This window comes from uncultured Sulfitobacter sp., assembly GCF_947502895.1.
Taxonomy (GTDB): Bacteria; Pseudomonadota; Alphaproteobacteria; order Rhodobacterales; family Rhodobacteraceae; genus Sulfitobacter.
Genome location: NZ_CANNBM010000004.1, coordinates 107621 through 126780, shown reverse-complemented (window position 1 = coordinate 126780; position 19160 = coordinate 107621). Strand labels below are relative to the sequence as shown.

Here is a 19160-nt window from a genome sequence, read left to right as displayed (position 1 = left end):
TATTAAAAGATCGGAACCTGACGACCATTGTAGAATGCATCTTGTGGCGGCTCGTACCTGTTCGTGATTTGCTGCGTTGAAAGGTCGATATGCACTTCCGACAGCGGTGATTTGTTGACGGCCTCTCGAAGGATATTTGCTCCATCGTGGCCCGCGCCAAATTCAGCCTGAGTGAGGATAACTTTCCACTGAGTGGGGTCTGCATTGCGAGGAACGGAATGCCCGAAAGCCGCCCCAGCTGGCAGATGCATCGGTATCTCTGAAACGTACATCTCGGTTGGAAGCACATATGCCAACACTTGCCCATGCGCGTCAGCCGCAGAAATCGTTTCCTGAACATCAACATCTGCCAAGACAATCTGGGCGACAGATGCAAGGTCAGCATCATCAATATGCGCCACAGACAGAAAGACGCCCGCGTCCGTGTTTAAAGTATAAAGCGATCCTATGGCAGCAGAGCGCAGGCCGAATGCACCCGCCGTCACCAGTGCGACCATCATCACAAAACCTGCAAGAAGACCGAAGGTACTTGTGAGCCCAGTGCCTGTGCGTTGCGACATACGCGGCCAGAACATGCCTGTCGTTTCCATGTAATCGGCATAGCTGGGAAATGACCGCAAACACTGTCGTTCCTCGCTGCGCGCCAGCAGCACATAGGCGAGGATCACACATGAGGTCGAGAACAACACAAGAAATCTAGGCCACACCAACAGCATGCCCAAACTCGCGATGATCAATGATGCATACTGCGGGTGACGGATGTATCGGTATACGCCGCGCGTCACCGCCCCACTTTTCGTGAGTTTGGCGCGGTAGACCTGAAAGACGCCTGCAACGAACGAAAGAAGGCCGCTTAATAACAGGATGAGGCCAAACAGCTCGACATAATTGAGCATTAAAGATCGGGTGTCTTCCACAAGGTGGGGAAGAATGAACCACAACGTCCAATCTGCGACTGGAAGCGCTTGAAGCCAGTCCATGCCTGGTCCGTAAATCGAATAAAAATACGCCGCAAAGGGGCTGGCCATGTAAAAGAACTCAAACGCGATCAGGGCGTAGAATGCCGAGGCCGTCCAAAACAATCGCTTGCTGCCTTTGGTGTCTTGCTCTGTCCCGTTGGTTGTCATCTGGTTTCTTCCTGAAATGGTGCTGTTGAGCATCAAAATATAAGTTCAGGGCATCCAAAAGCTACTCGCCTTTGGCTGGTTGGGCGATGAGTTAGAAAGCATTATAATTCAGTTTCTTACGATGAGTGACGCAGACCTCTTATGGTAATTGCTCACGTTTATGTTGTTTTCCATCGACGCCTGCCGCAGTCTGTTGGACAACAAACACGAATAATTGCTCACCTTAGAATGCCCGAAAATATCAAAAAACTCACGCCAAGACGTCGACCAAAACAAGGACGAAGCCGTGACACGGTTGAAGCCATTCTGACCGCGTCTCAACAGATATTGTTGCGGAACGGCCTTAAAGGTTTCAATACCAATGTTGTCGCTAAGCGTGCGGGTGTCTCGGTCGGTTCACTCTACCAGTTCTTTCCGGGCAAAGAGGCGATCCTTGCTGCCTTGGTGCGTGATATGCGCCGCGACATGCTTGCGGATCTGATTGCAGCACAGCAGGCATCAAATGCGGGTGATCTTGCTGACGTTATCGGTGCAATGATCGATGCAAGTCTGAAGCATCACCTGCGCGCCCCCGAATTGACTGCTACTCTGGAGCAAGCAGAAGCGCAGTTGCCGATGGACGCAGAAACCCAAGCGCTTAAATCCAACATGTTTCAACTCGTTTTAGGGGTGCTTCAGCGCCACGCAATTGAGGATCCGGAGACCGTCACGCAAGACGTTATCGCCATGTGTCATGGTATGGTCGATGCTGCGATTTCAGCGGGCGAGCGTGACTTTGATGAAATTTCAAGCCGGCTAAGGCGGGCAACGATTAACTACATTTCGGCGACAAACTAGAAAGCAGCCAATCATGCGCCCTGAAACATCTGGCATAATGGGCTCGAAGCGGACCTTTAAGTTAAAGCGAGGACATTGATACCAACGAGCGGCCCGAAATCGGGCGGTTCATAAAGGTGTTGGAACTCAAAGCCCGTAAATCCCTCTGAACTTCTCTTTTAGATACGCCAACAGAGGCGCTTCGCTTGGTGCCTGCCCTGCTGCACGCTCAATCACCTCACGCGGCTCATAGAGACCGCCGTGGGTTTGTACATTTTCACCCAGCCAAGCAGTAGCGGCGGATGTGTCGCCCTGTGCCAAATTCGCGTCCAGATCAGGCAGCGCTTTGCGCATCGCCTCGTTCAGACACCCCGCATAGACGTTGCCGAGGCTGTACGTCGGGAAATATCCGAACAGACCCACAGACCAGTGCACATCTTGCAAAACGCCGTTGCTGGGCTTGTCGACGGCATAGCCGAAGTCAGCCTCGAAACGGTCATTCCATGCCGCCTCCAGATCGCTCACTTGCAGATCACCCGTCATCAATGCCCGCTCAAGATCAAAGCGCAGCAGGACGTGCAGGTTGTATTGCAGCTCGTCCGCTTCGGTGCGGATATAGCCATCGCCCACGCGGTTCACAGTGCCATAGAACGCGTCTTCGTCCTTGATCCCGAAGTCACCAAAGGCATCCTTCATCTGCCCGAACAGCCAACCGGTAAAGGCGCGACTGCGGCCGATCTGGTTTTCGTAAATACGACTTTGGCTCTCGTGCACGCCCATGCTGACGCCGCTGCCCAGCGGGGTCAACAGATAGGCAGAATCAATGTTCTGCTCATAGGCGGCATGACCCACCTCGTGGATCGTCGAATAGAAGCAATTGAAGGGATCAGATTCGTTGGTGCGCGTGGTGATCCGGACATCAAGGCCAGACCCGCTGGAGAACGGATGCACTGCCTTGTCCACACGGCCCCGGGCCATATCGTAGCCAAACGCCTTGGCCAGCTGACGCGTCAGTTTCATCTGGGCACCTTCGTCAAAGCTGCCGCTTAACTTGGCTGGCCCCTCTGCGGCGCGAACCGTGGCACGCAGCTCTGACAGAACAGGCCGCATAGCACCGAACATCGCTTCCAGATCGGCGCCCGTTGTGCCGGGTTCATAGTCTGCCAGCATCGCATCATAGACATCACCACCCGCAGCCAACGCCTGCCCTTCTTCGCGCTTGAGCATGATGACTTCGGCCAGCGTCGGAGCGAAGGCTTTGAAATCATCCGCGGCCCGTGCTTCGGCCCAAATGCCCTGCGCAGCCGAGGTCAGCTTGGCAATGCGCGTAGCAAGGGCCGCAGGTACTTTGCTTGTACGCTCATAGCTGCGGCGGATGTGGCGCATGTTGGCTTGGCCAACGGCATCCAGTGTTTTGTCGTCAATCGCGGCAAGCCAGTCACCGACACGGCTGTCAATGCGGCGGGCGTGCAGCACGCTTTCCATTGCGGCCATTTCTTCGGCGCGCTGCGGGGCTGCACCGCGCGGCATCATCGTTTCCTGATCCCAACCCAGCCTACCTGCCACCTGCCCCAAGGCCTGAGTGTCGCGGGTGAATTCCATAAGATCATCATAAGCGGTCATGCGGTAGCTCCTCTGAGCGATGTAGCAATTGGATAAAGCGACAGGTGGCGCGCGCGCAGGATCAAGACCCAGCACAGAACAGCCAGCCCTTGGTGGGCCAGCGCCACAGGTAGGACAGCTGCATAAAGCACAGTTGTGACGCCCAGCACCACCTGCAACGTGATCGCGGCAAATACGGCGTTAAACGCGAAGCGTGTGGTGGGATGTGCCGATTTGCGCCCGCGCAGCCAGACAGCAATGGCGAACGCGAACAGGGCATAACCCGTCATGCGGTGGATGAATTGCACAAGCCCGGGATTTTCAATGAAGTTCTTCCAGAACGGCTCTATCACAAAGGCTTGCGGCGGAAAGAACTGGCCTGCCATCAGCGGCCAGTCGGTATAGGTGCGGCCCGCATCAATGCCTGCCACCAGCGCGCCAATGAGAATTTGCAGGAATGTGAAATGCAATAGCCCCGTGCTGAGGCCGTATAGCTTACCCTCTTTCGCACGGCGCGCCTGCATCAGGTCACGCTCTGGGCGGGCAAGGCTAAGGGCGTACCACGTGATGAACCCCATAATAACAAACGCAAGCCCCAGATGGGTCGCCAGACGGGTCGAGTGCACATCGGTGGTCGCTGTGCCCGATGTGACACCCGAAGAGACCATCCACCAGCCAATCGCCCCTTGCAGCCCACCAAGGCCGCCCAGCAACAGCAAACGTGGTGTCCAGCCCGTAGGGATCTGGCGACGCAGCAAGAACCACAGAAAGCCAAGGCCCCAGACAAGTCCGATCACGCGGCCCAATTGCCTGTGGCCCCATTCCCACCAATAGATCACTTTGAAATCACCCAGTGTCATCCAGCTGTTTTGCAGGCGAAACTCATCTATCTCTTGATACTTGGCAAATTCCGAGGCCCAATCCTCCGCGTTAAGCGGCGGCAATGCGCCGGTCAGCGGACGCCATTCAGTGATGCTGAGGCCGCTATCGGTCAGCCGCGTTGCCCCACCGACAAGGATCATCAAAAATACCAGTCCGAACAAAACCATCAGCCAGATTCGAATAGCTGCACGCGCCCCTCCGCGCCCTGCATCGATCACGCCTGTTGTTGCTACAGGTTTAGCCGAGTCCACCCCTACTTCTTCGAACAGCTTGCGTTTGGTTGCCATGATATTCTCCGTCTTATTGTCGGTACTCAGCTAGGTCGTGGCGCAGCCAGCGTCTAGTCCCGTTCCTTCCATCGGACCATCTGCCGCAATGTGCCATGCAACATTTGCACATCCGCACGGGTCAAAGGCAAACGGCTCCACATATTGCGTAGATTTGTCTTCATGGATGCGGCTTTGTGTTCGGGGAAGAAAAAGCCCGCCGTTTCCATCCGGTCTTCATAATGCTTGGCCAAATGCTCGATCTCGGAGTGATCGGCCCAGTCGGTACCCGCCATGGAATGTACAACGGGTGTATGCGCCTCTTGTTGGCGCCTCCACTCATATCCCATCAGCAACACGCACTGCGCGAGGTTGAGGGAAGGAAACTCGGGATTGACCGGAACCGAGACAATCGCATTCGCGCGGCTGATGTCATCGTTTTCCAGCCCTGCCCGTTCTGGCCCGAACAACACGGAGACACGCGCGCCCGCGGCTATTTTTTCGGCCGCAAGCTGCATGGCTGCTTCGGGTGTATAGACGGGCTTGGTCATATCGCGGTCGCGGGCCGTGGTTGCAAAAACAAAATTCGCGTCGCCCAAGGCATGGGGCAAATCCGGCGACAATTGCGCTGCATCCAGCACCCTTCCCGCGCCCGATGCCATTGCCACAGCGGCAGGATTGGGCCAACCATCGCGGGGTGCAACTACACGCATGTGATCGAGGCCGAAATTCAGCATGGCGCGTGCGGCTGCACCAATGTTTTCGCCCATCTGTGGGCGTACCAGAACAAAGCTGGGGGCAGTTGGGAGTTCTATTGTCATGTCGCTCTCATATAGTGGGCCTTTGCCCTTGCCAATATGATGCAGCCCTGCGGAATAGAGTTTCCATCCGCATCGCATTTGCGCTAGTCACACAGCCACCCAGCCAAAGGACAAGACCCCATGCAAGACGCCCCCGAGCAGCCGCAACTCTATCTCATCACTCCACCCGAGCTGGAGCCTGCTACATTCGCGGATACTCTGGCGCGTGTGTTGGATGCCCATGCCACAGCTTGCGTTCGCCTCGCCCTGTCCACCCACGACGAAGACAAGCTGTCGCGCGCGGCCGATACCTTGCGTGTCGTCACAGATGCGCGTGATGTGGCGCTGGTAATCGCTGATCATACCCTGTTGGCAGAACGGCTGGGCCTAGACGGTGTGCATCTGTCAGATGCCGCACGCTCTGTCCGCCATGCGCGCAAAGTGTTGGGTGCGGATGCTATCGTAGGCAGCTATTGCGCTGGTTCGCGCCACGACGGAATGAGCGCGGGCGAAGCCGGTGCAGACTACGCTGCGTTCGGCCCCGTACAGGCAACAGCCCTATATGATGGGGAAATAGCCGAGGCCGACTTGTTCAAATGGTGGTCCGAAGTAATCGAAGTGCCCTGTGTGGCCGAAGGCCAACTGGATCAGGCCATGATCGAAAAGCTGGCCCCAATGACAGATTTCTTCGGCATCGGAGACGAGATTTGGGGTCAGGACGATCCTGTCGCCGCCCTGACCGCCCTTTGGTCGGCTGTGGGTTAAAGCAAAGTACGCTCAATCACCCAATAGATACCGATGATCGCGATCAGCAATGATCCGGTCATCGAAAGTGCGCGGAACATCACAGGATATTCCGTGACCATCTCTTCTTCTCCTGTAAGGCCCGCACGGCGAGCCGCCAGAACGCCCAGCCAGATCAGGACAAAAGCCATAGCGATCACCGTCAACTGACCGACCTCGACACCGACGTTAAAGCCAATCAGCGCGGGTACAAATTGATCATCCGGCAGGCCGAACTCCCCCAGAACCGAGGCAAAGCCCAGTCCGTGCAGCAAGCCAAATCCGAAAATGATCGCCGGACGCCATGTATTCAGACCACGGGCGAAGATATTCTCAATCGCAACATAGACAATCGACGCCGCGATCAATGGCTCGACAATAGAGCCTGGAACATTCACCAGCCCCAGAGCGCCCAATGCCAGCGTCACCGTATGCGCCAGTGTGAAAGCCGACACTTGCCAGATCAACGGACGCAAATGCGTCGACAAAAAGAAGAGACCCAGCACAAACAGAATGTGATCCAGTCCTTTGGGCAGAATATGGTCAAAGCCTACGGGGATGTAGCCAACGAAGGTTTGCCAGCCGGTCTGCTGATCTCCGCCGCTCAGAGCGATGGCAGGGCTACTGGTGCCGCCACTGATCAGGCCGGTGTATGGCGCCTCGACGCCCTGTTGGCGCAGCACCAGATCACCACCACCATCGGGCCAAGAGACGGTCAGGCTGGCTCCGGCAGGTGCCTGCGCGCGCAAATCCCACTCGGTTATGCGGGGCAATTCGGGATCTGTTCCGGTGGGTACAATAATTCCTACGCTTTCCAGCGTCAGTGCGTTCCCGTCTACCGACAACAGCGGCAAAGCGTTCCACCCACTTAACAGCTCGGTTGCGCGTGCAGCCAGCGCCTCATCCGACAACGCGCGCAAAACGTCATAGTCCTCGGCTTGCGGGGCGTCATTGGTATCTTCAAAAGTATCGAGATCAACACCCGCAAGAAATGCTTCGAGGTTGATCCGCAGCCGCAAATCCGCACTCCCCTGTGTTACAGTGATGTCGGCGATCGTGGGCACAACTTCGTGTGCGCGCACGCCTGTGGTTGACAATAGCAAAGCCAGTGTCAGCTTACACAGCAGCAGCAAGGAAAAACGTCTCATGAAACTCAACTTTCAATTTATCATTCTTTTCGCCACTCTGGCGTTGGCCCCGAGAGCGTCTGCCCATGAGTTTTGGATTGAACCAACTGAATTTCAAGTGCAAAAAGACAAGCCTGTCGTTGCGGACCTTAAAAACGGGCAGTTATTCAAAGGAACGCGACAGTCTTTTTTTGCGGATCGGAACACTTATTTCAACGCTATGATCGGTGACCGGACCATTGCTGTCACTGGGCGGATGGGCGACCGCCCCGCGATCCAGCTAGATGCTCCCGATATGGACGGCTTAATGATCATCGCACATGAGGCCGCCCCCTCAAGCCTCAGCTATAACGAGTGGGCGAAATTCATGAAATTTGTAGCGCATAAGGATTTCAAACAGGCCGTCACCATCCATGAGGCGCGCGGATGGCCCAAGGAGGGCTTCCGCGAGACATACACGCGCCATTCCAAATCGTTAGTAGCAGTAGGGAGTGGTGAGGGATCCGACCGCGCACTCGGTCTTGCTACAGAGTTTGTGGCCCTCGATAATCCCTATTCGCCAGAACTTAACGGCACTCTTGACGTCGCGCTTTTTTATCAGGGCGCACCGCGCGCCGATGCGCAGATCGAAATTTATGAGCGAGACAGCGAAAAGACCGTCGAAGTTACTATTCAGCGCACAGATGCCCAAGGGCGGGCCACAATAACCGTCAAGCCGGGGTTTGACTATATGGTTGACGCCGTTGTTCTGCGCCCCACATCCGACGGCCCGATCCCCGAAGGTGATCCCGTTTGGGAAACACTCTGGGCTTCGCTGACTTTTTCGGTTCCAGCCCCCTAAGCGCTTGCACGCCTCGCGTCGAGGCGTCAAAACCGCGTTTATGAAATCAATGCCTGACATCCTTTGTATCGGTTCCGTGCTGTGGGACGTGATTGGCCGTGCGGATACCCAGATGCGCCAAGGCGCTGACATGCCCGGTCGCATCACGCGACTCCCGGGCGGTGTGGCGCTGAATATCGCTATGGCGCTGCGCCGCTTTGGCCTGCGCCCCGCTTTGCTGAGTGCGGTTGGCCGCGACGCAGAAGGTGAAGCACTTATCACAGCATGTGAAGAACGTGGATTACAAACCGACCTGATCTACCGCTCCGATGACCTGCCTACCGATCAATATATGGCGATCGAGGCAAGCAATGGCCTGATTGCCGCGATTGCAGATGCCCATTCGCTCGAAGCTGCTGGCGACAAGATATTAAGCCCGCTTGAGGCGCTGCCCTTGCCCTACGGCGGCGCCGTCGCTTTGGACGGTAATCTGACGCCTGATCTGCTGGCCGAGATGGCCGTTAGCTCACTTCTTGCGGAGGCTGACCTGCGGGTTGCGCCTGCCTCACCTGGTAAGGCACTGCGTCTCAGCCCGTTTTTGCAAGCAGGCCGTGGCACGCTCTATGTCAATCTCGAAGAGGCTGGATTGCTGTGCAATATGCAATTCGCCACCACGCAGGATGCCGCACAATCCTTGCGCAACCGCGGCGCTGCCCGTGCAGTGGTGACAGACGGCGGTAATCCTGCGAGTTTGGCCTGTCCTGACGGCGTCATTTCCCAAATGCCGCCCGCCGTTGCTGTGACCCGTGTGACAGGAGCGGGTGACACATTCATGGCCGCCCATATCGCCGCCGAATTACGCGGCAAGACAGCACAGCCTGCGCTTGACGAAGCCCTATCAGCCGCCGCCCTTTATGTATCCGGAGAGACAACCATATGATTCCCCTCGCCTATTCCGCCGAAGTGACCAAAGCCCGCAGTACAGGTGCCGCCCTGGTCGCGCTGGAAAGCACGATCATCACCCACGGCATGCCCTATCCTCAAAATCTTGAAGTAGCACGGCAGGTAGAGGAAGATATCCGCGCCGCGGGTGCCGTTCCTGCAACCATTGCGGTGATGAACGGCACGCTGCACATCGGACTGGATGATGACCAGCTGTCACAACTGGCGCAAAGCAAAGGTGTCGCCAAACTGAGCCGGGCAGATATGGCCGCCTGCATCGCCACGGGTGGCACGGGTGCGACGACAGTCGCCGCCACAATGATCGCTGCGCAGCTGGCTGGCATCCAAGTTTTTGCCACAGGCGGTATTGGCGGCGTTCACAAAGGTGCCGAAGACAGCTTTGATATCTCTGCCGATCTGATGGAGCTGGCCCAAACCGCCGTGACCGTCGTTGCCGCGGGCGCGAAGGCCATTCTTGACGTGGCCAAAACTCTCGAAGTGCTTGAGACACAAGGCGTGCCAGTCATTGCATACGGTCAGGATGCCTTTCCTGCCTTTTGGTCGCGCGGATCAAAACTGCGCGCGCCGCTACGAATGGATGATGCAAAGCAGATCGCGCGGGCGCACCAGATGCGCGCGGCACTTGGCCTGCCAGGAGGGCAGCTGGTGGCGAACCCCATTCCAGAGGCGGCCGAGATTTCTGCCGCTATCATGTTACCGATTATCGCAACTGCGCAAGCCGATGCAGACCGCGCCGGTATTTCGGGAAAGGGTGTCACCCCCTATCTGTTGCAGCGTATCTTTGAACTGACCGAGGGGCGATCGCTGACAGCCAACATTGCACTGGTGCGCAACAATGCACAGCTTGCTGCCCAGATTGCTCTGGAATTAGGCAAAACGGCGTAGAAATGCGCCGCTTCGCCCATTGTGACTGCACGTCCCACGGCTTAGCTATAGGACAGTTATAGTATACACGGATGCACCCTGACCGATGAACACCCCGTTTGACCCCGATCCTATTCTTCCGCCAAAGCGCGGCATAATTGGCCGTGCGCGCGGGAATTTTCTGACAGGTTTGGTTGTAATTGCCCCTGTTGGTCTCACGATCTGGCTGATCTGGAGCGTGGTAGGCTGGATCGACGGGTTTGTTCTACCTCTGGTGCCTTTGAACTATCACCCTGACCGCTTGATTCAGGATTTGCTGGGCTTTGATCCCAATGTTCAGATCAACGTGCGCGGCATTGGCGTTATCATCTTTTTGCTGTTCACAATGCTGGTGGGCTGGATGGCCAAGGGGCTGATTGGCCGCTCTTTCATTCGCTTTGCCGAGAGTCTGGTCGAGCGTACCCCCGTTGTGCGTTCGATCTACTCGGGTATCAAACAAATCTCGGAGACGATTTTCGCGCAAAGCGAGCGCAGCTTTGAAAAAGCATGTCTGATCGAGTATCCGCGCAAGGGAATCTGGGCCATCGGCTTTATCTCAACCGAGGCGAAAGGCGAGATTGCTGCCAGATCAGACAATACGGGCGATGTAATGTCGATATTTTTGCCGACAACGCCCAACCCTACATCAGGTTTTTTGCTGTTCTTGCCCAAACGTGACGTGATCGAGCTTGATATGTCGGTAGAAGATTCGGCTAAACTGGTGATCTCGGCAGGCCTCGTTTATCCTAATGCCAAGGCGTTGGAGGAAGGCGCTGCACCGATCGCAGATCTGCGCGAAAAACCCTAGGCAAACATCTCGCGGAGATCGACGCTGCTGCGGGTCCCGATGTTGTCGACACTATCGCGCAAAAATGCCTCGGCGGCAGCTTGGCCCGCTTGTTTTAACCTATTGATAACTGTTGGGTTTGGCACAATTTTTGTCGCGGCGGACAGCTGTGCCATCAACGCATCATCAGCGATCATATGAATCCGTACGCGACTCATTGCGCCGTCAGGCACGGTGCCCTGCTCAATCAGACGCTGTACAAAATCAATCGCCCGCAGCTCTCGCAGCAGGCTAGAGTTAAAGCTGATCTCGTTCACGCGGTTTTGAATGTCTTGTGGCGTGGTCGGAATATCTTCCCGCTCCAGCGGGTTGATGTTGATGATGACAATATCGTCCGGCAACTCTTTGATAAAGAGTGGAAAAAGCGCAGGGTTACCAGTGAACCCACCATCCCAGAATGCCTCTATGCGGTCGGTCGTCTTGTCATACATTTCAATCGCTTGGAAAACAGTCGGCAGACAAGCGGACGCCATTAGCGCATCTGGTCCGATTTCGTCCCCCTCAAAAACGCGGATTTTGCCGTTACGCACCCGCGTTGCCCCCACATAAAACAACGGTTTGTGGCTATCACAGACACGGTCATAGTTGAACTTCTCGACAATATCGCGCAGCGGGTTCTGATAAAACGCACCAGAGGCATAGGGCGATACCACCCGCGATACGGCTCCGCCAACCACGTAAGGCAGGCTGTATTCGATCTGTTTGCTCAGCATTTGCAGGCCAAAGGGCGCCATCCAATCCGACATACCCAGATCGGACACACCTGCGACCTGCATCCACAACCATTCCAGATTGTCGCGCGCACCCTGTCGCCCTCCCGCAATCATACCTGATTTCAACGCGGCACCATTCAGGGCACCAGCCGAGGTGCCTGATATACCACAGACTTCCAGATCATCCTCTTGCAGCAAACGGTCCAACACACCCCATGTGAATGCGCCGTGCGCACCACCACCTTGCAGAGCGAGGTTGATTTTTTTGGTCATTGCCATGGTATCATCGCCCTTAAGGTTCGGTTACGTAACGGCCGTATCAGTTTGTAAGGACCTAGAGCGCAGTCCAGCCACCATCAACGCTAATCGTTGTGCCTGTAATCTGATCTGCCGCTGCAGAGCATAAAAACGCCGCAGTGCCGCCCATCTGCTCGACTGTGGCAAATTCCTTGCTGGGTTGGCGTTTGAGCATGACATTCTTGATCACGTCCTCGCGGCTCATGTCATATTCCTTCATCGTATCGGGAATCTGGCTTTCGACCAGCGGGGTCAGCACATAACCGGGGCAGATTGCATTTGCGGTAATCGGCTCTTGTGCTGTTTCCAGCGCAGTCGTCTTGGTCAGACCGACAATCCCGTGTTTTGCAGCGATATAGGCCGATTTAAAGGGTGATGCTGTCAGGCCATGGGCCGACGCAATGTTAATCACCCGCCCCCAGCCTGCGCGCCGCATCATCGGCAATGCCGCAGCCGTGGTGTGAAAAGCCGAGCTTAGATTGATCGCAATGATCGCATCCCATTTAGCCGCCGGAAAATCGGGGATCGGTGCAACATGCTGGATACCAGCGTTGTTGATCAGGATATCGCAACTGCCCGCATCCTCAATCAGTTTGCGGCACGCATCGCCGTTGGACATATCGGCCTTGATGTAGCGTGCGGTCACACCTGTCACATTGGCGATCTCTTCAGCCAATGCATGGTCTTCGTCGCGGTCTGTGAATGAATTCAAGACAACATTTGCGCCTGCCTGTGCCAATTGCTGTGCAATGCCCAAACCGATGCCAGAGTTAGAACCAGTGATAACGGCAGTCTTGCCGGACAGATCATACGTAAGGGCCATTGTGGTGTTCTCCTGCGGTTAGGTTTACGCGTGCTTATGGCGTGCGTGGCTTGGAATGAAAATGCACAATGCGGTGTGGGCGTTCCAACAATCTGGTGAAAAACCAAACGGCGCATCAACGGACCAAGCAGTGCCCTAGTTTTAGGCTGCACAAACAAAAAAAACGCCCGCACAAGGCGGGCGTCAAGTTATTGAGGCAGGTTTCATACAGGCAAGAAACCTATCGAGCAGTGACACCTTTATAAGGAATTACCGCGCTTTCGCCAAGCATAAAGTTTGCGCCTGCTGTGATACCCCGTTAGACGTTTGGATAATAAAAAAAAGGGCAGCGCAGGATTGTTTCGAAAATGGCTTTAGATATTTTCCCAAGGCTACGGGGCGTTGTCGCCCTGTCTTCACTGATTCTCTGGGGAATCGCAGCGCATGCTGAACCGCAACATGCGATCGCTATGTATGGCGCTCCTGCCCTGCCTGCGGATTTCGCAAATCTGCCCTATGCAAACCCTAACGCCCCTACAGGCGGCAGCATCGTTTTGGGCAATACGGGTGGTTTTGACAGCCTTAATCCTTTCGTTCGCAAAGGCACCGTTCCTTGGCAGCTGCGCTTTTTCACCCACGAAACGCTGATGGGCCGCTCGTGGGACGAGCCGTTCACGCTGTACGGTCTATTGGCGGAGACAATCGAAACCGATGAAGACCGCACATGGGTGGAATTCAAACTGCGTGAAGGCACCACATTCTCCGATGGCAGCCCGCTGGGCGTCGAGGACGTGATTTTCAGCTTCGAGCTTTTGGGCACACAGGGCCATCCCCGCTACTTGGGTCTCTACAATCAAATCGAAAGTGTTGTCGAGACCGCGCCGCGCACTGTGCGGATAACCTTCAACACTGAAAACCGCGAGCTCGCCCTGCTTGCAGGTCTACGCCCGATCCTATCAAAAGCGCAGTGGGAGGGCCGTGACTTCGCCAACGCGCCAATTCAGGACATCCCTCTCGGCTCTGGGCCATATTTGGTCAGTGACTATGAACCGAGCCGCTTTGTGCAGCTGACCCGCAACCCAGACTATTGGGGGGCAGACATTGCGCTGCGCCAAGGCACCCACAACTTTGATGGTATCAAGCTGGACTTTTACGGCGACGCCAAAGTACTGTTCGAGGGGTTCAAGGCCGGTGAAATCTCGGCGGTGCGCGAATTCAATGCCGAAAGCTGGGAGACCCAGTACGATTTTCCCGCCATTGCCCGCGGCGATATTGTGAAATCTGTGATCCCACACCAGAAACCTTCTGGCATGACCGGGTTTGTCATGAACACCCGCCGCGCACCTTTTGACGACTGGCGCGTGCGCGATGCGCTGATCCATGCGTTCAATTTCGAATACATCAATGACACGCTTACAGGCGGTGCACAGCCGCGCATCACCTCGTATTTCTCGAACTCCGTTCTGGGAAAAGAGGATGGCCCCGCCCAAGGCCGTGTGGCCGACCTGCTGCTGCCCTATCAAGATACCCTGCCCGTTGACACGATTGAGGGATATGACCTGCCTGTCTCGGATGGCTCTGCGCGCAACCGCGCTGGAATACGCGCGGCGATGGCGCAACTTGATGCAGCAGGCTACGTCGTTCAGGAAGGGACCATGCGGCGCGGTGACGGTACGCCTGTCACTTTCACAATCCTGATCGCAAAGGGCAGCACAGAAGACATCGCCATCGCCGAGCTGTACCTGCGCGCGCTTGAACGGTTGGGCATTGGTGCCACCATCGACGCAGTGGATGACGCGCAGTATTTCGCACGAATTGCGGCGTTTGATTTTGACATGACACCCTTTCGCCGTGCCCTATCGCTGAGCCCTGGCAATGAGCAGAAATTCTATTGGGGCGTAGCGGCCGCCGATCAGGAAGGCTCGCGCAATCTGATGGGCGCGCGCAATCCTGCGATTGACGCTATGATCGATGCAATGCTCAACGCGCGCGACAGCGCCGATTTCGTCGCCGCCACCCGCGCATTGGACCGTGTTTTGACCGCGGGCCGCTACGTCATCCCGTTCTGGTCCTATACCGAGGGGCGCATCGCCCACAGGCAAGAGATGAAATTCCCCCAGACCCTGCCGATCTACGGAGACGGATCACAATGGATGCCAGAGGTATGGTGGTGGGAGCCAAGCCAGTGATGCAAGCGTCTTGTCATAAATCTGCAATAACGCTCCGCTAAGCAGGCTCACATGAATATTCTTGTCCTCTGCACCGGTAATTCCGCCCGATCAATCTTGCTCGAATGTATCCTGTCGCGCCTCGGCGGCGATACATTTGCCGCCTTTTCTGCAGGCAGCAAACCAGCGGGCAAGGTGCATCCACAGTCCTTGTCACTCTTGAAAGCCAAAGGATACGATACATCCCAACTCGCCTCCAAAAGCTGGGACGTATTTGCGGGAACCGATGCACCCCGAATGGACGTGGTCATCACGGTTTGCGGCTCAGCCGCTGGCGAGGCTTGCCCCCTTTGGCCGGGTACACCGCTGCGGGCGCATTGGGGCGTAGAAGACCCCGCAAATGCACCGCAAGCCGAAGCGCCTACGGCGTTTGAGACAGCTTATGACATCCTCTACCGCCGCGCCGAACGCTTCGTTGATGCCCGACTATCAGGTATGGACCGCGCTGCACTGCAGTCTCACCTAAACACTTGTGGGGCAGTAAAATGAATAGAAAACTAGCTGCCGAATTCTTGGGGACGGCAATGCTGCTCATCTCCGTCATCGGATCGGGGATCATGGGAAGTGCGCTTGCGCAAGGGAACGATGCAGTTACCTTGCTGGCCAACGCTATCGCCACAGGCTGTATGCTGTTCGTCATCATTACGGTGCTCGGCCATATTTCAGGGGCACATTTCAATCCTGCGGTCAGCCTTGCCTTCTTTTTGCGCGGCGAATTAAAACCATTTGCGCTGGCTGGTTTTGTGACCGCCCAAGTTGCGGGTGCTGTGATCGGGGTCTGGGCTGCGCATCTCATGTTTGATCTGCCCGTCTTGCAGGTAAGCCAGACGATGCACCGCACCGGCGTTACGCAATGGTTCTCAGAAGGGCTGGCGACGCTGGGCTTGCTGTTTGTGATTTTTGGGGGTTTGCGGGCGCGGGCCGATGCGGTTCCCGTTTTGGTCGCGCTCTATATCACGGGGGCCTATTGGTTTACGTCATCCACCAGCTTTGCAAATCCTGCCGTCACATTTGCACGCGGTTGGTCTGATACATTTGCAGGCATCTACCCCGGCCATATCGGCGCCTTCATCGCGGTTCAGATCACTGCCGTAGTCATCGGCCATCTGGTTTTGCGACCCCTCCTAGAGGAGTGATGTGACCCACAATATCGTTGCATCATCATCACTGGTCGAGATCACGTTATGGCCCATCGCGGCATCGTAATATGCACTGTCCCCGCGCCGCAGTTCTATCGGCTCATAAAACTCGGTGAATAGCTGAACCACACCTGTGAGGACATATAGAAACTCCTCACCGTCATGGCGGACCCAGCCGTCAAATTCTTCCATCTGGCGCGCACGGATGCGGGCGCGATACGGCAGCATGTTCTTTTTACGCAGGCTATCGGCAAGCAACTCATGCTCGTAGGTTGCGGTTGCCTGCTCAGCTCCTTCACCTGATTTTGTGATCGCCATCCGACCATTGATCTGCTCTCCCGCTGGCGGAGTGAACAGCTGCGGCACCGAAATTTCGAGCCCGACCGCCAGCTTTTTCAGCGCGTCATAGGTAGGCGACATCTGCGCATTCTCGATCTTGGAAAGGGTCGAGCGGGCAAGCCCCGCCTGCGACGCGGCCTGTTCCAGCGTCCAGCCGCGCGCCTTGCGCAATTCGCGCACCCTCGCGCCCAGATCAACAGGCGGCGCGGGGTGCGATGCGCCGTCTTCGCGGGCGATCTGGATCATTGATTTTGCAGCGGTGTCATTCATACGCCAACATATAGCTGCCCACCTCGGACCTTGCAACGCACCTGCACTCAAGGTACCGAAATGAAATGCTTTCCGTTTTTGATCACGGCCCACCGCCACCCTGCCCTGCGCCATTCAATATGGCTGCCCATGTCCTTGGGCATGCCGATATGGCACCAGATAAGATAGCTCTTAGTATTCTGGGGGTTGAAGAGTGGACTTATGCCGCGCTCAAGGCCGCTGTGCTGGGCACTGCAACAGGATTATTGCAGGCTGGAGCCAAGCCTGGCGCACGCATCTTGATGCGTTTGGGCAATACGATAGATTTTCCGATTGCCTATCTGGGCGCGTTGGCTGCCGGGCTGGTGCCTGTGCCCACTGCCGCAGCGCTCACAGCGCGGGAAGTGGCCCCCATGATCGCAACGCTGAACCCCGCACTGATCCTGCGAGATGGCGATGTGGCCTGCCCCGATAATCCACGGATTATTCCGATCGACAAATTGCGCGCCATGCGCAGCCTACCGCCAGCCGATTGGCACATGGGCGACCCAGAGCGTGCGGGCTATATCATTTATACTTCTGGCACTGCTGGCAAACCCCGCGCAGTAGTGCATGCCCACCGCGCCATCTGGGCGCGCCAGATGATGCACCGCGACTGGTACGGATTGCGCAACACCGACAGGATGCTGCACGCGGGCGCGTTCAATTGGACCTATACATTGGGCACTGGCCTGATGGATCCATGGACAGTGGGTGCAACTGCACTCATCCCAGCGCCTGAAACAGCAGCCCAAGACTTGCCCGCACTGATAGCGACCCACCGCGCAACGATTTTCGCCGCAGCCCCGGGTGTTTACCGACAGCTTTTAAATGCCCAGCGTGTCCCGCCGATGCCCCACTTGCGCCACGGCCTGAGTGCGGGGGAAAAACTGCCTCCCGCCACGGCAGCAAAATGGCAGCAGGCGACAGGAACTGCTGTGTATGAGGCCTATGGCATGTCCGAATGCTCGACCTTCATTTCCGCCAGCCCTGACCGTCCGGCCCCCGCCGATATGCTGGGCTGCCCGCAAATAGGACGCCGCATTGCGCTGGTCGGGCCTGACGGGCCGGTTCCCTTGGGCGAAGAAGGCACGATTGCCGTACATCGCAGCGATCCCGGCCTGATGTTGGAATATCTGAACGCACCGGAGGAAACTGCCGCTAAAATGCAGGGCGAGTGGTTTTTGACTGGCGATCAAGGCCGCATGAACGCCGATCATCAGATTGCCTATCTGGGCCGCAATGACGATATGATGAACGCAGGCGGCTTTCGCGTTTCACCCGTGGAGGTAGAGGCATGCCTTGCCCGCTTTGCCGGCATCACTGCTGTGGGTGCCGCAGAAGTGATGATAAAGCAGGACGTCAGTGTAATCGCTGCCTTCTACACTGCCCCTGCTCCACTGGACGAAGCAGCCCTGCGCGGGTATGCGCAAGCCAATCTGGCGCGCTACAAGCAACCGCGCCTCTATATCCATTTGCCACAGCTGCCCATGGGCGCAAACGGCAAGATCCTGCGCCGCGCGTTGCGCGAGAATTTTGAGGCCACCAGATGACCGATCCCGTAAAACTCGACATCATGTCAGATCCGATCTGCCCTTGGTGCTATATCGGCAAGGCGCATCTGGACCGCGCCCTTGCGGCGCATCCCGACCATCCGTTTGTGATTGAATGGCATCCTTTCCAGCTGAACCCCGACATGCCCCCAGAAGGCATGGACAGACGCGCGTATCTGGAGGGTAAATTCGGCGGTAAGGACGCGGCAGTAAAGGCCTATGCTCCTGTGGTTGAGCATGCTGAAAAGGCAGGCCTCAATATCAATTTCGAGGGGATGAAGCGCACGCCCAACACGATGAACGCGCACCGTCTGATCCATTGGGCCGGAATTGAAGGGCGCCAGACAGCAGCCATATCTGCCCTCTTCAAAGCCTACTTTGTTGAGACACGGGACATTGGCGATACCGAAGTGCTGGCCGACATCGCTGATAGCATCGAAATGGATGCCGCCATGGTAACGCGCCTGCTGGGTACCGATGCAGACCTCAAAGAGATTGCAGATCGTGACCAACACAGCCGTGAGATGGGTATCAATTCTGTCCCGACGTTCATTGTCGGCGGCCAACACGCCGTTCCGGGCGCACAGCCGCCCGAACTCTGGGCGAAAGTGATTGCCGAAGTGATGGGCAGCGCCTGACAAGATATCCTTGCTACAATTTCTGCCGTTCTGTTGCAAATGGGTCGCATCGCGATGGCTCTTGTCGCAACAGGCTGGCCGAATTATGCGCGCTGGCCTAGGGTTAGTCCCAAGGGGCAAAAAGCCTCAAGAATAAAAATACCTTTGAGCAGGTGTGCAGGCAGTGAACAGGACAGCGCCGTTTTCCGGCGCACCCTTTCCAATTTTCAGCGGCGATAACGCCGCCA

Annotated in this window: 19 protein-coding genes; 11 read left to right on the top strand and 8 right to left on the bottom strand. The window is 56.5% G+C overall.

The window, feature by feature from the left end; translation table 11 throughout:
- Nucleotides 1–2 precede the first annotated feature (2 nt).
- Complete coding sequence (locus Q0903_RS15690) at nucleotides 3–1127, bottom strand: methyltransferase (protein WP_299416933.1); 1125 nt, start codon at nucleotides 1125–1127, stop codon at nucleotides 3–5.
- 141 nt (nucleotides 1128–1268) lie between these two features.
- Here Q0903_RS15690 and Q0903_RS15685 point away from each other — a divergent pair, with 141 nt between their 5' ends.
- The gene (locus tag Q0903_RS15685) at nucleotides 1269–1964 is read left to right on the top strand and encodes a TetR/AcrR family transcriptional regulator (protein WP_299416931.1); all 696 of its coding nucleotides are present in this window, start codon (nucleotides 1269–1271) and stop codon (nucleotides 1962–1964) included.
- A 126-nt stretch (nucleotides 1965–2090) separates the two neighbouring features.
- On the opposite strand, the gene Q0903_RS15680 is transcribed toward Q0903_RS15685, so the two are convergent.
- The 3 genes from Q0903_RS15680 to Q0903_RS15670 are packed head-to-tail and all read right to left on the bottom strand — an operon-like array spanning nucleotide 2091 to nucleotide 5514.
- A complete protein-coding gene (locus Q0903_RS15680; RefSeq protein ID WP_299416929.1) occupies nucleotides 2091–3566 on the bottom strand; it encodes a carboxypeptidase M32 in 1476 nt (491 codons plus the stop codon).
- On the bottom strand, nucleotides 3563–4714 hold the full coding sequence (gene ctaA / locus Q0903_RS15675; RefSeq protein ID WP_299416927.1) for a heme A synthase: 1152 nt from the start codon (nucleotides 4712–4714) through the stop codon (nucleotides 3563–3565). Before ctaA ends, Q0903_RS15680 begins: the two co-directional genes overlap by 4 nt.
- 53 nt (nucleotides 4715–4767) lie before the next feature.
- Entirely contained in the window at nucleotides 4768–5514 is a 747-nt protein-coding gene (locus tag Q0903_RS15670) for an RNA methyltransferase (protein ID WP_299416925.1), read from the bottom strand.
- A gap of 120 nt (nucleotides 5515–5634) precedes the next feature.
- Between Q0903_RS15670 and Q0903_RS15665 the strand changes: the two genes are divergently transcribed.
- The gene (locus Q0903_RS15665; RefSeq protein WP_299030184.1) at nucleotides 5635–6258 is read left to right on the top strand and encodes a thiamine phosphate synthase; all 624 of its coding nucleotides are present in this window, start codon (nucleotides 5635–5637) and stop codon (nucleotides 6256–6258) included.
- On the opposite strand, the gene Q0903_RS15660 is transcribed toward Q0903_RS15665, so the two are convergent.
- On the bottom strand, nucleotides 6255–7424 hold the full coding sequence (locus tag Q0903_RS15660; protein WP_299416923.1) for a HupE/UreJ family protein: 1170 nt from the start codon (nucleotides 7422–7424) through the stop codon (nucleotides 6255–6257). The two genes, Q0903_RS15665 and Q0903_RS15660, sit on opposite strands and share 4 nt — an antisense overlap.
- Here Q0903_RS15660 and Q0903_RS15655 point away from each other — a divergent pair.
- The 4 genes from Q0903_RS15655 (at nucleotide 7423) to Q0903_RS15640 (ending at nucleotide 10897) form a co-directional block, all read left to right on the top strand.
- On the top strand, nucleotides 7423–8244 hold the full coding sequence (locus Q0903_RS15655) for a DUF4198 domain-containing protein (protein WP_299416921.1): 822 nt from the start codon (nucleotides 7423–7425) through the stop codon (nucleotides 8242–8244). The two genes, Q0903_RS15660 and Q0903_RS15655, sit on opposite strands and share 2 nt — an antisense overlap.
- A 40-nt stretch (nucleotides 8245–8284) precedes the next feature.
- Complete coding sequence (locus Q0903_RS15650; protein WP_299030177.1) at nucleotides 8285–9163, top strand: PfkB family carbohydrate kinase; 879 nt, start codon at nucleotides 8285–8287, stop codon at nucleotides 9161–9163.
- Nucleotides 9160–10071: a pseudouridine-5'-phosphate glycosidase gene (locus Q0903_RS15645; RefSeq protein ID WP_299030174.1), complete on the top strand. Its 912-nt coding sequence runs from the start codon at nucleotides 9160–9162 to the stop codon at nucleotides 10069–10071. The genes Q0903_RS15650 and Q0903_RS15645 overlap by 4 nt, the downstream gene beginning before the upstream one ends.
- A gap of 85 nt (nucleotides 10072–10156) precedes the next feature.
- Complete coding sequence (locus Q0903_RS15640; protein ID WP_299030170.1) at nucleotides 10157–10897, top strand: DUF502 domain-containing protein; 741 nt, start codon at nucleotides 10157–10159, stop codon at nucleotides 10895–10897.
- Here the strand turns inward: Q0903_RS15640 and Q0903_RS15635 are convergent.
- Both Q0903_RS15635 and Q0903_RS15630 read right to left on the bottom strand, forming a co-directional pair.
- Complete coding sequence (locus Q0903_RS15635) at nucleotides 10894–11922, bottom strand: patatin-like phospholipase family protein (RefSeq protein ID WP_299417204.1); 1029 nt, start codon at nucleotides 11920–11922, stop codon at nucleotides 10894–10896. The genes Q0903_RS15640 and Q0903_RS15635 overlap by 4 nt on opposite strands.
- 61 nt (nucleotides 11923–11983) lie before the next feature.
- Nucleotides 11984–12769 (bottom strand): 3-hydroxybutyrate dehydrogenase, encoded by a 786-nt coding sequence (locus tag Q0903_RS15630; RefSeq protein ID WP_299030167.1) that lies wholly within the window; start codon nucleotides 12767–12769, stop codon nucleotides 11984–11986.
- 449 nt (nucleotides 12770–13218) lie between these two features.
- On the opposite strand from Q0903_RS15630, the gene Q0903_RS15625 reads away from it, so the two are divergent.
- The 3 genes from Q0903_RS15625 to Q0903_RS15615 are packed head-to-tail and all read left to right on the top strand — an operon-like array spanning nucleotide 13219 to nucleotide 16112.
- A complete protein-coding gene (locus Q0903_RS15625) occupies nucleotides 13219–14937 on the top strand; it encodes an extracellular solute-binding protein (protein WP_299416918.1) in 1719 nt (572 codons plus the stop codon).
- Between the two features lie 51 nt (nucleotides 14938–14988).
- On the top strand, nucleotides 14989–15465 hold the full coding sequence (locus Q0903_RS15620) for an arsenate reductase ArsC (protein ID WP_299416917.1): 477 nt from the start codon (nucleotides 14989–14991) through the stop codon (nucleotides 15463–15465).
- Nucleotides 15462–16112: an MIP/aquaporin family protein gene (locus tag Q0903_RS15615; protein WP_299416915.1), complete on the top strand. Its 651-nt coding sequence runs from the start codon at nucleotides 15462–15464 to the stop codon at nucleotides 16110–16112. The genes Q0903_RS15620 and Q0903_RS15615 overlap by 4 nt, the downstream gene beginning before the upstream one ends.
- Here Q0903_RS15615 and Q0903_RS15610 read toward each other — a convergent pair.
- Complete coding sequence (locus tag Q0903_RS15610; protein WP_299416913.1) at nucleotides 16101–16724, bottom strand: XRE family transcriptional regulator; 624 nt, start codon at nucleotides 16722–16724, stop codon at nucleotides 16101–16103. The two genes, Q0903_RS15615 and Q0903_RS15610, sit on opposite strands and share 12 nt — an antisense overlap.
- Before the next feature lie 65 nt (nucleotides 16725–16789).
- Here Q0903_RS15610 and Q0903_RS15605 point away from each other — a divergent pair, with 65 nt between their 5' ends.
- Nucleotides 16790–18295: a class I adenylate-forming enzyme family protein gene (locus tag Q0903_RS15605; protein ID WP_299416911.1), complete on the top strand. Its 1506-nt coding sequence runs from the start codon at nucleotides 16790–16792 to the stop codon at nucleotides 18293–18295.
- Nucleotides 18292–18933, top strand: a complete 642-nt coding sequence (locus Q0903_RS15600) for a DsbA family oxidoreductase (RefSeq protein ID WP_299416909.1) — start codon at nucleotides 18292–18294, stop codon at nucleotides 18931–18933. The genes Q0903_RS15605 and Q0903_RS15600 overlap by 4 nt, the downstream gene beginning before the upstream one ends.
- Nucleotides 18934–19160: the final 227 nt, after the last annotated feature.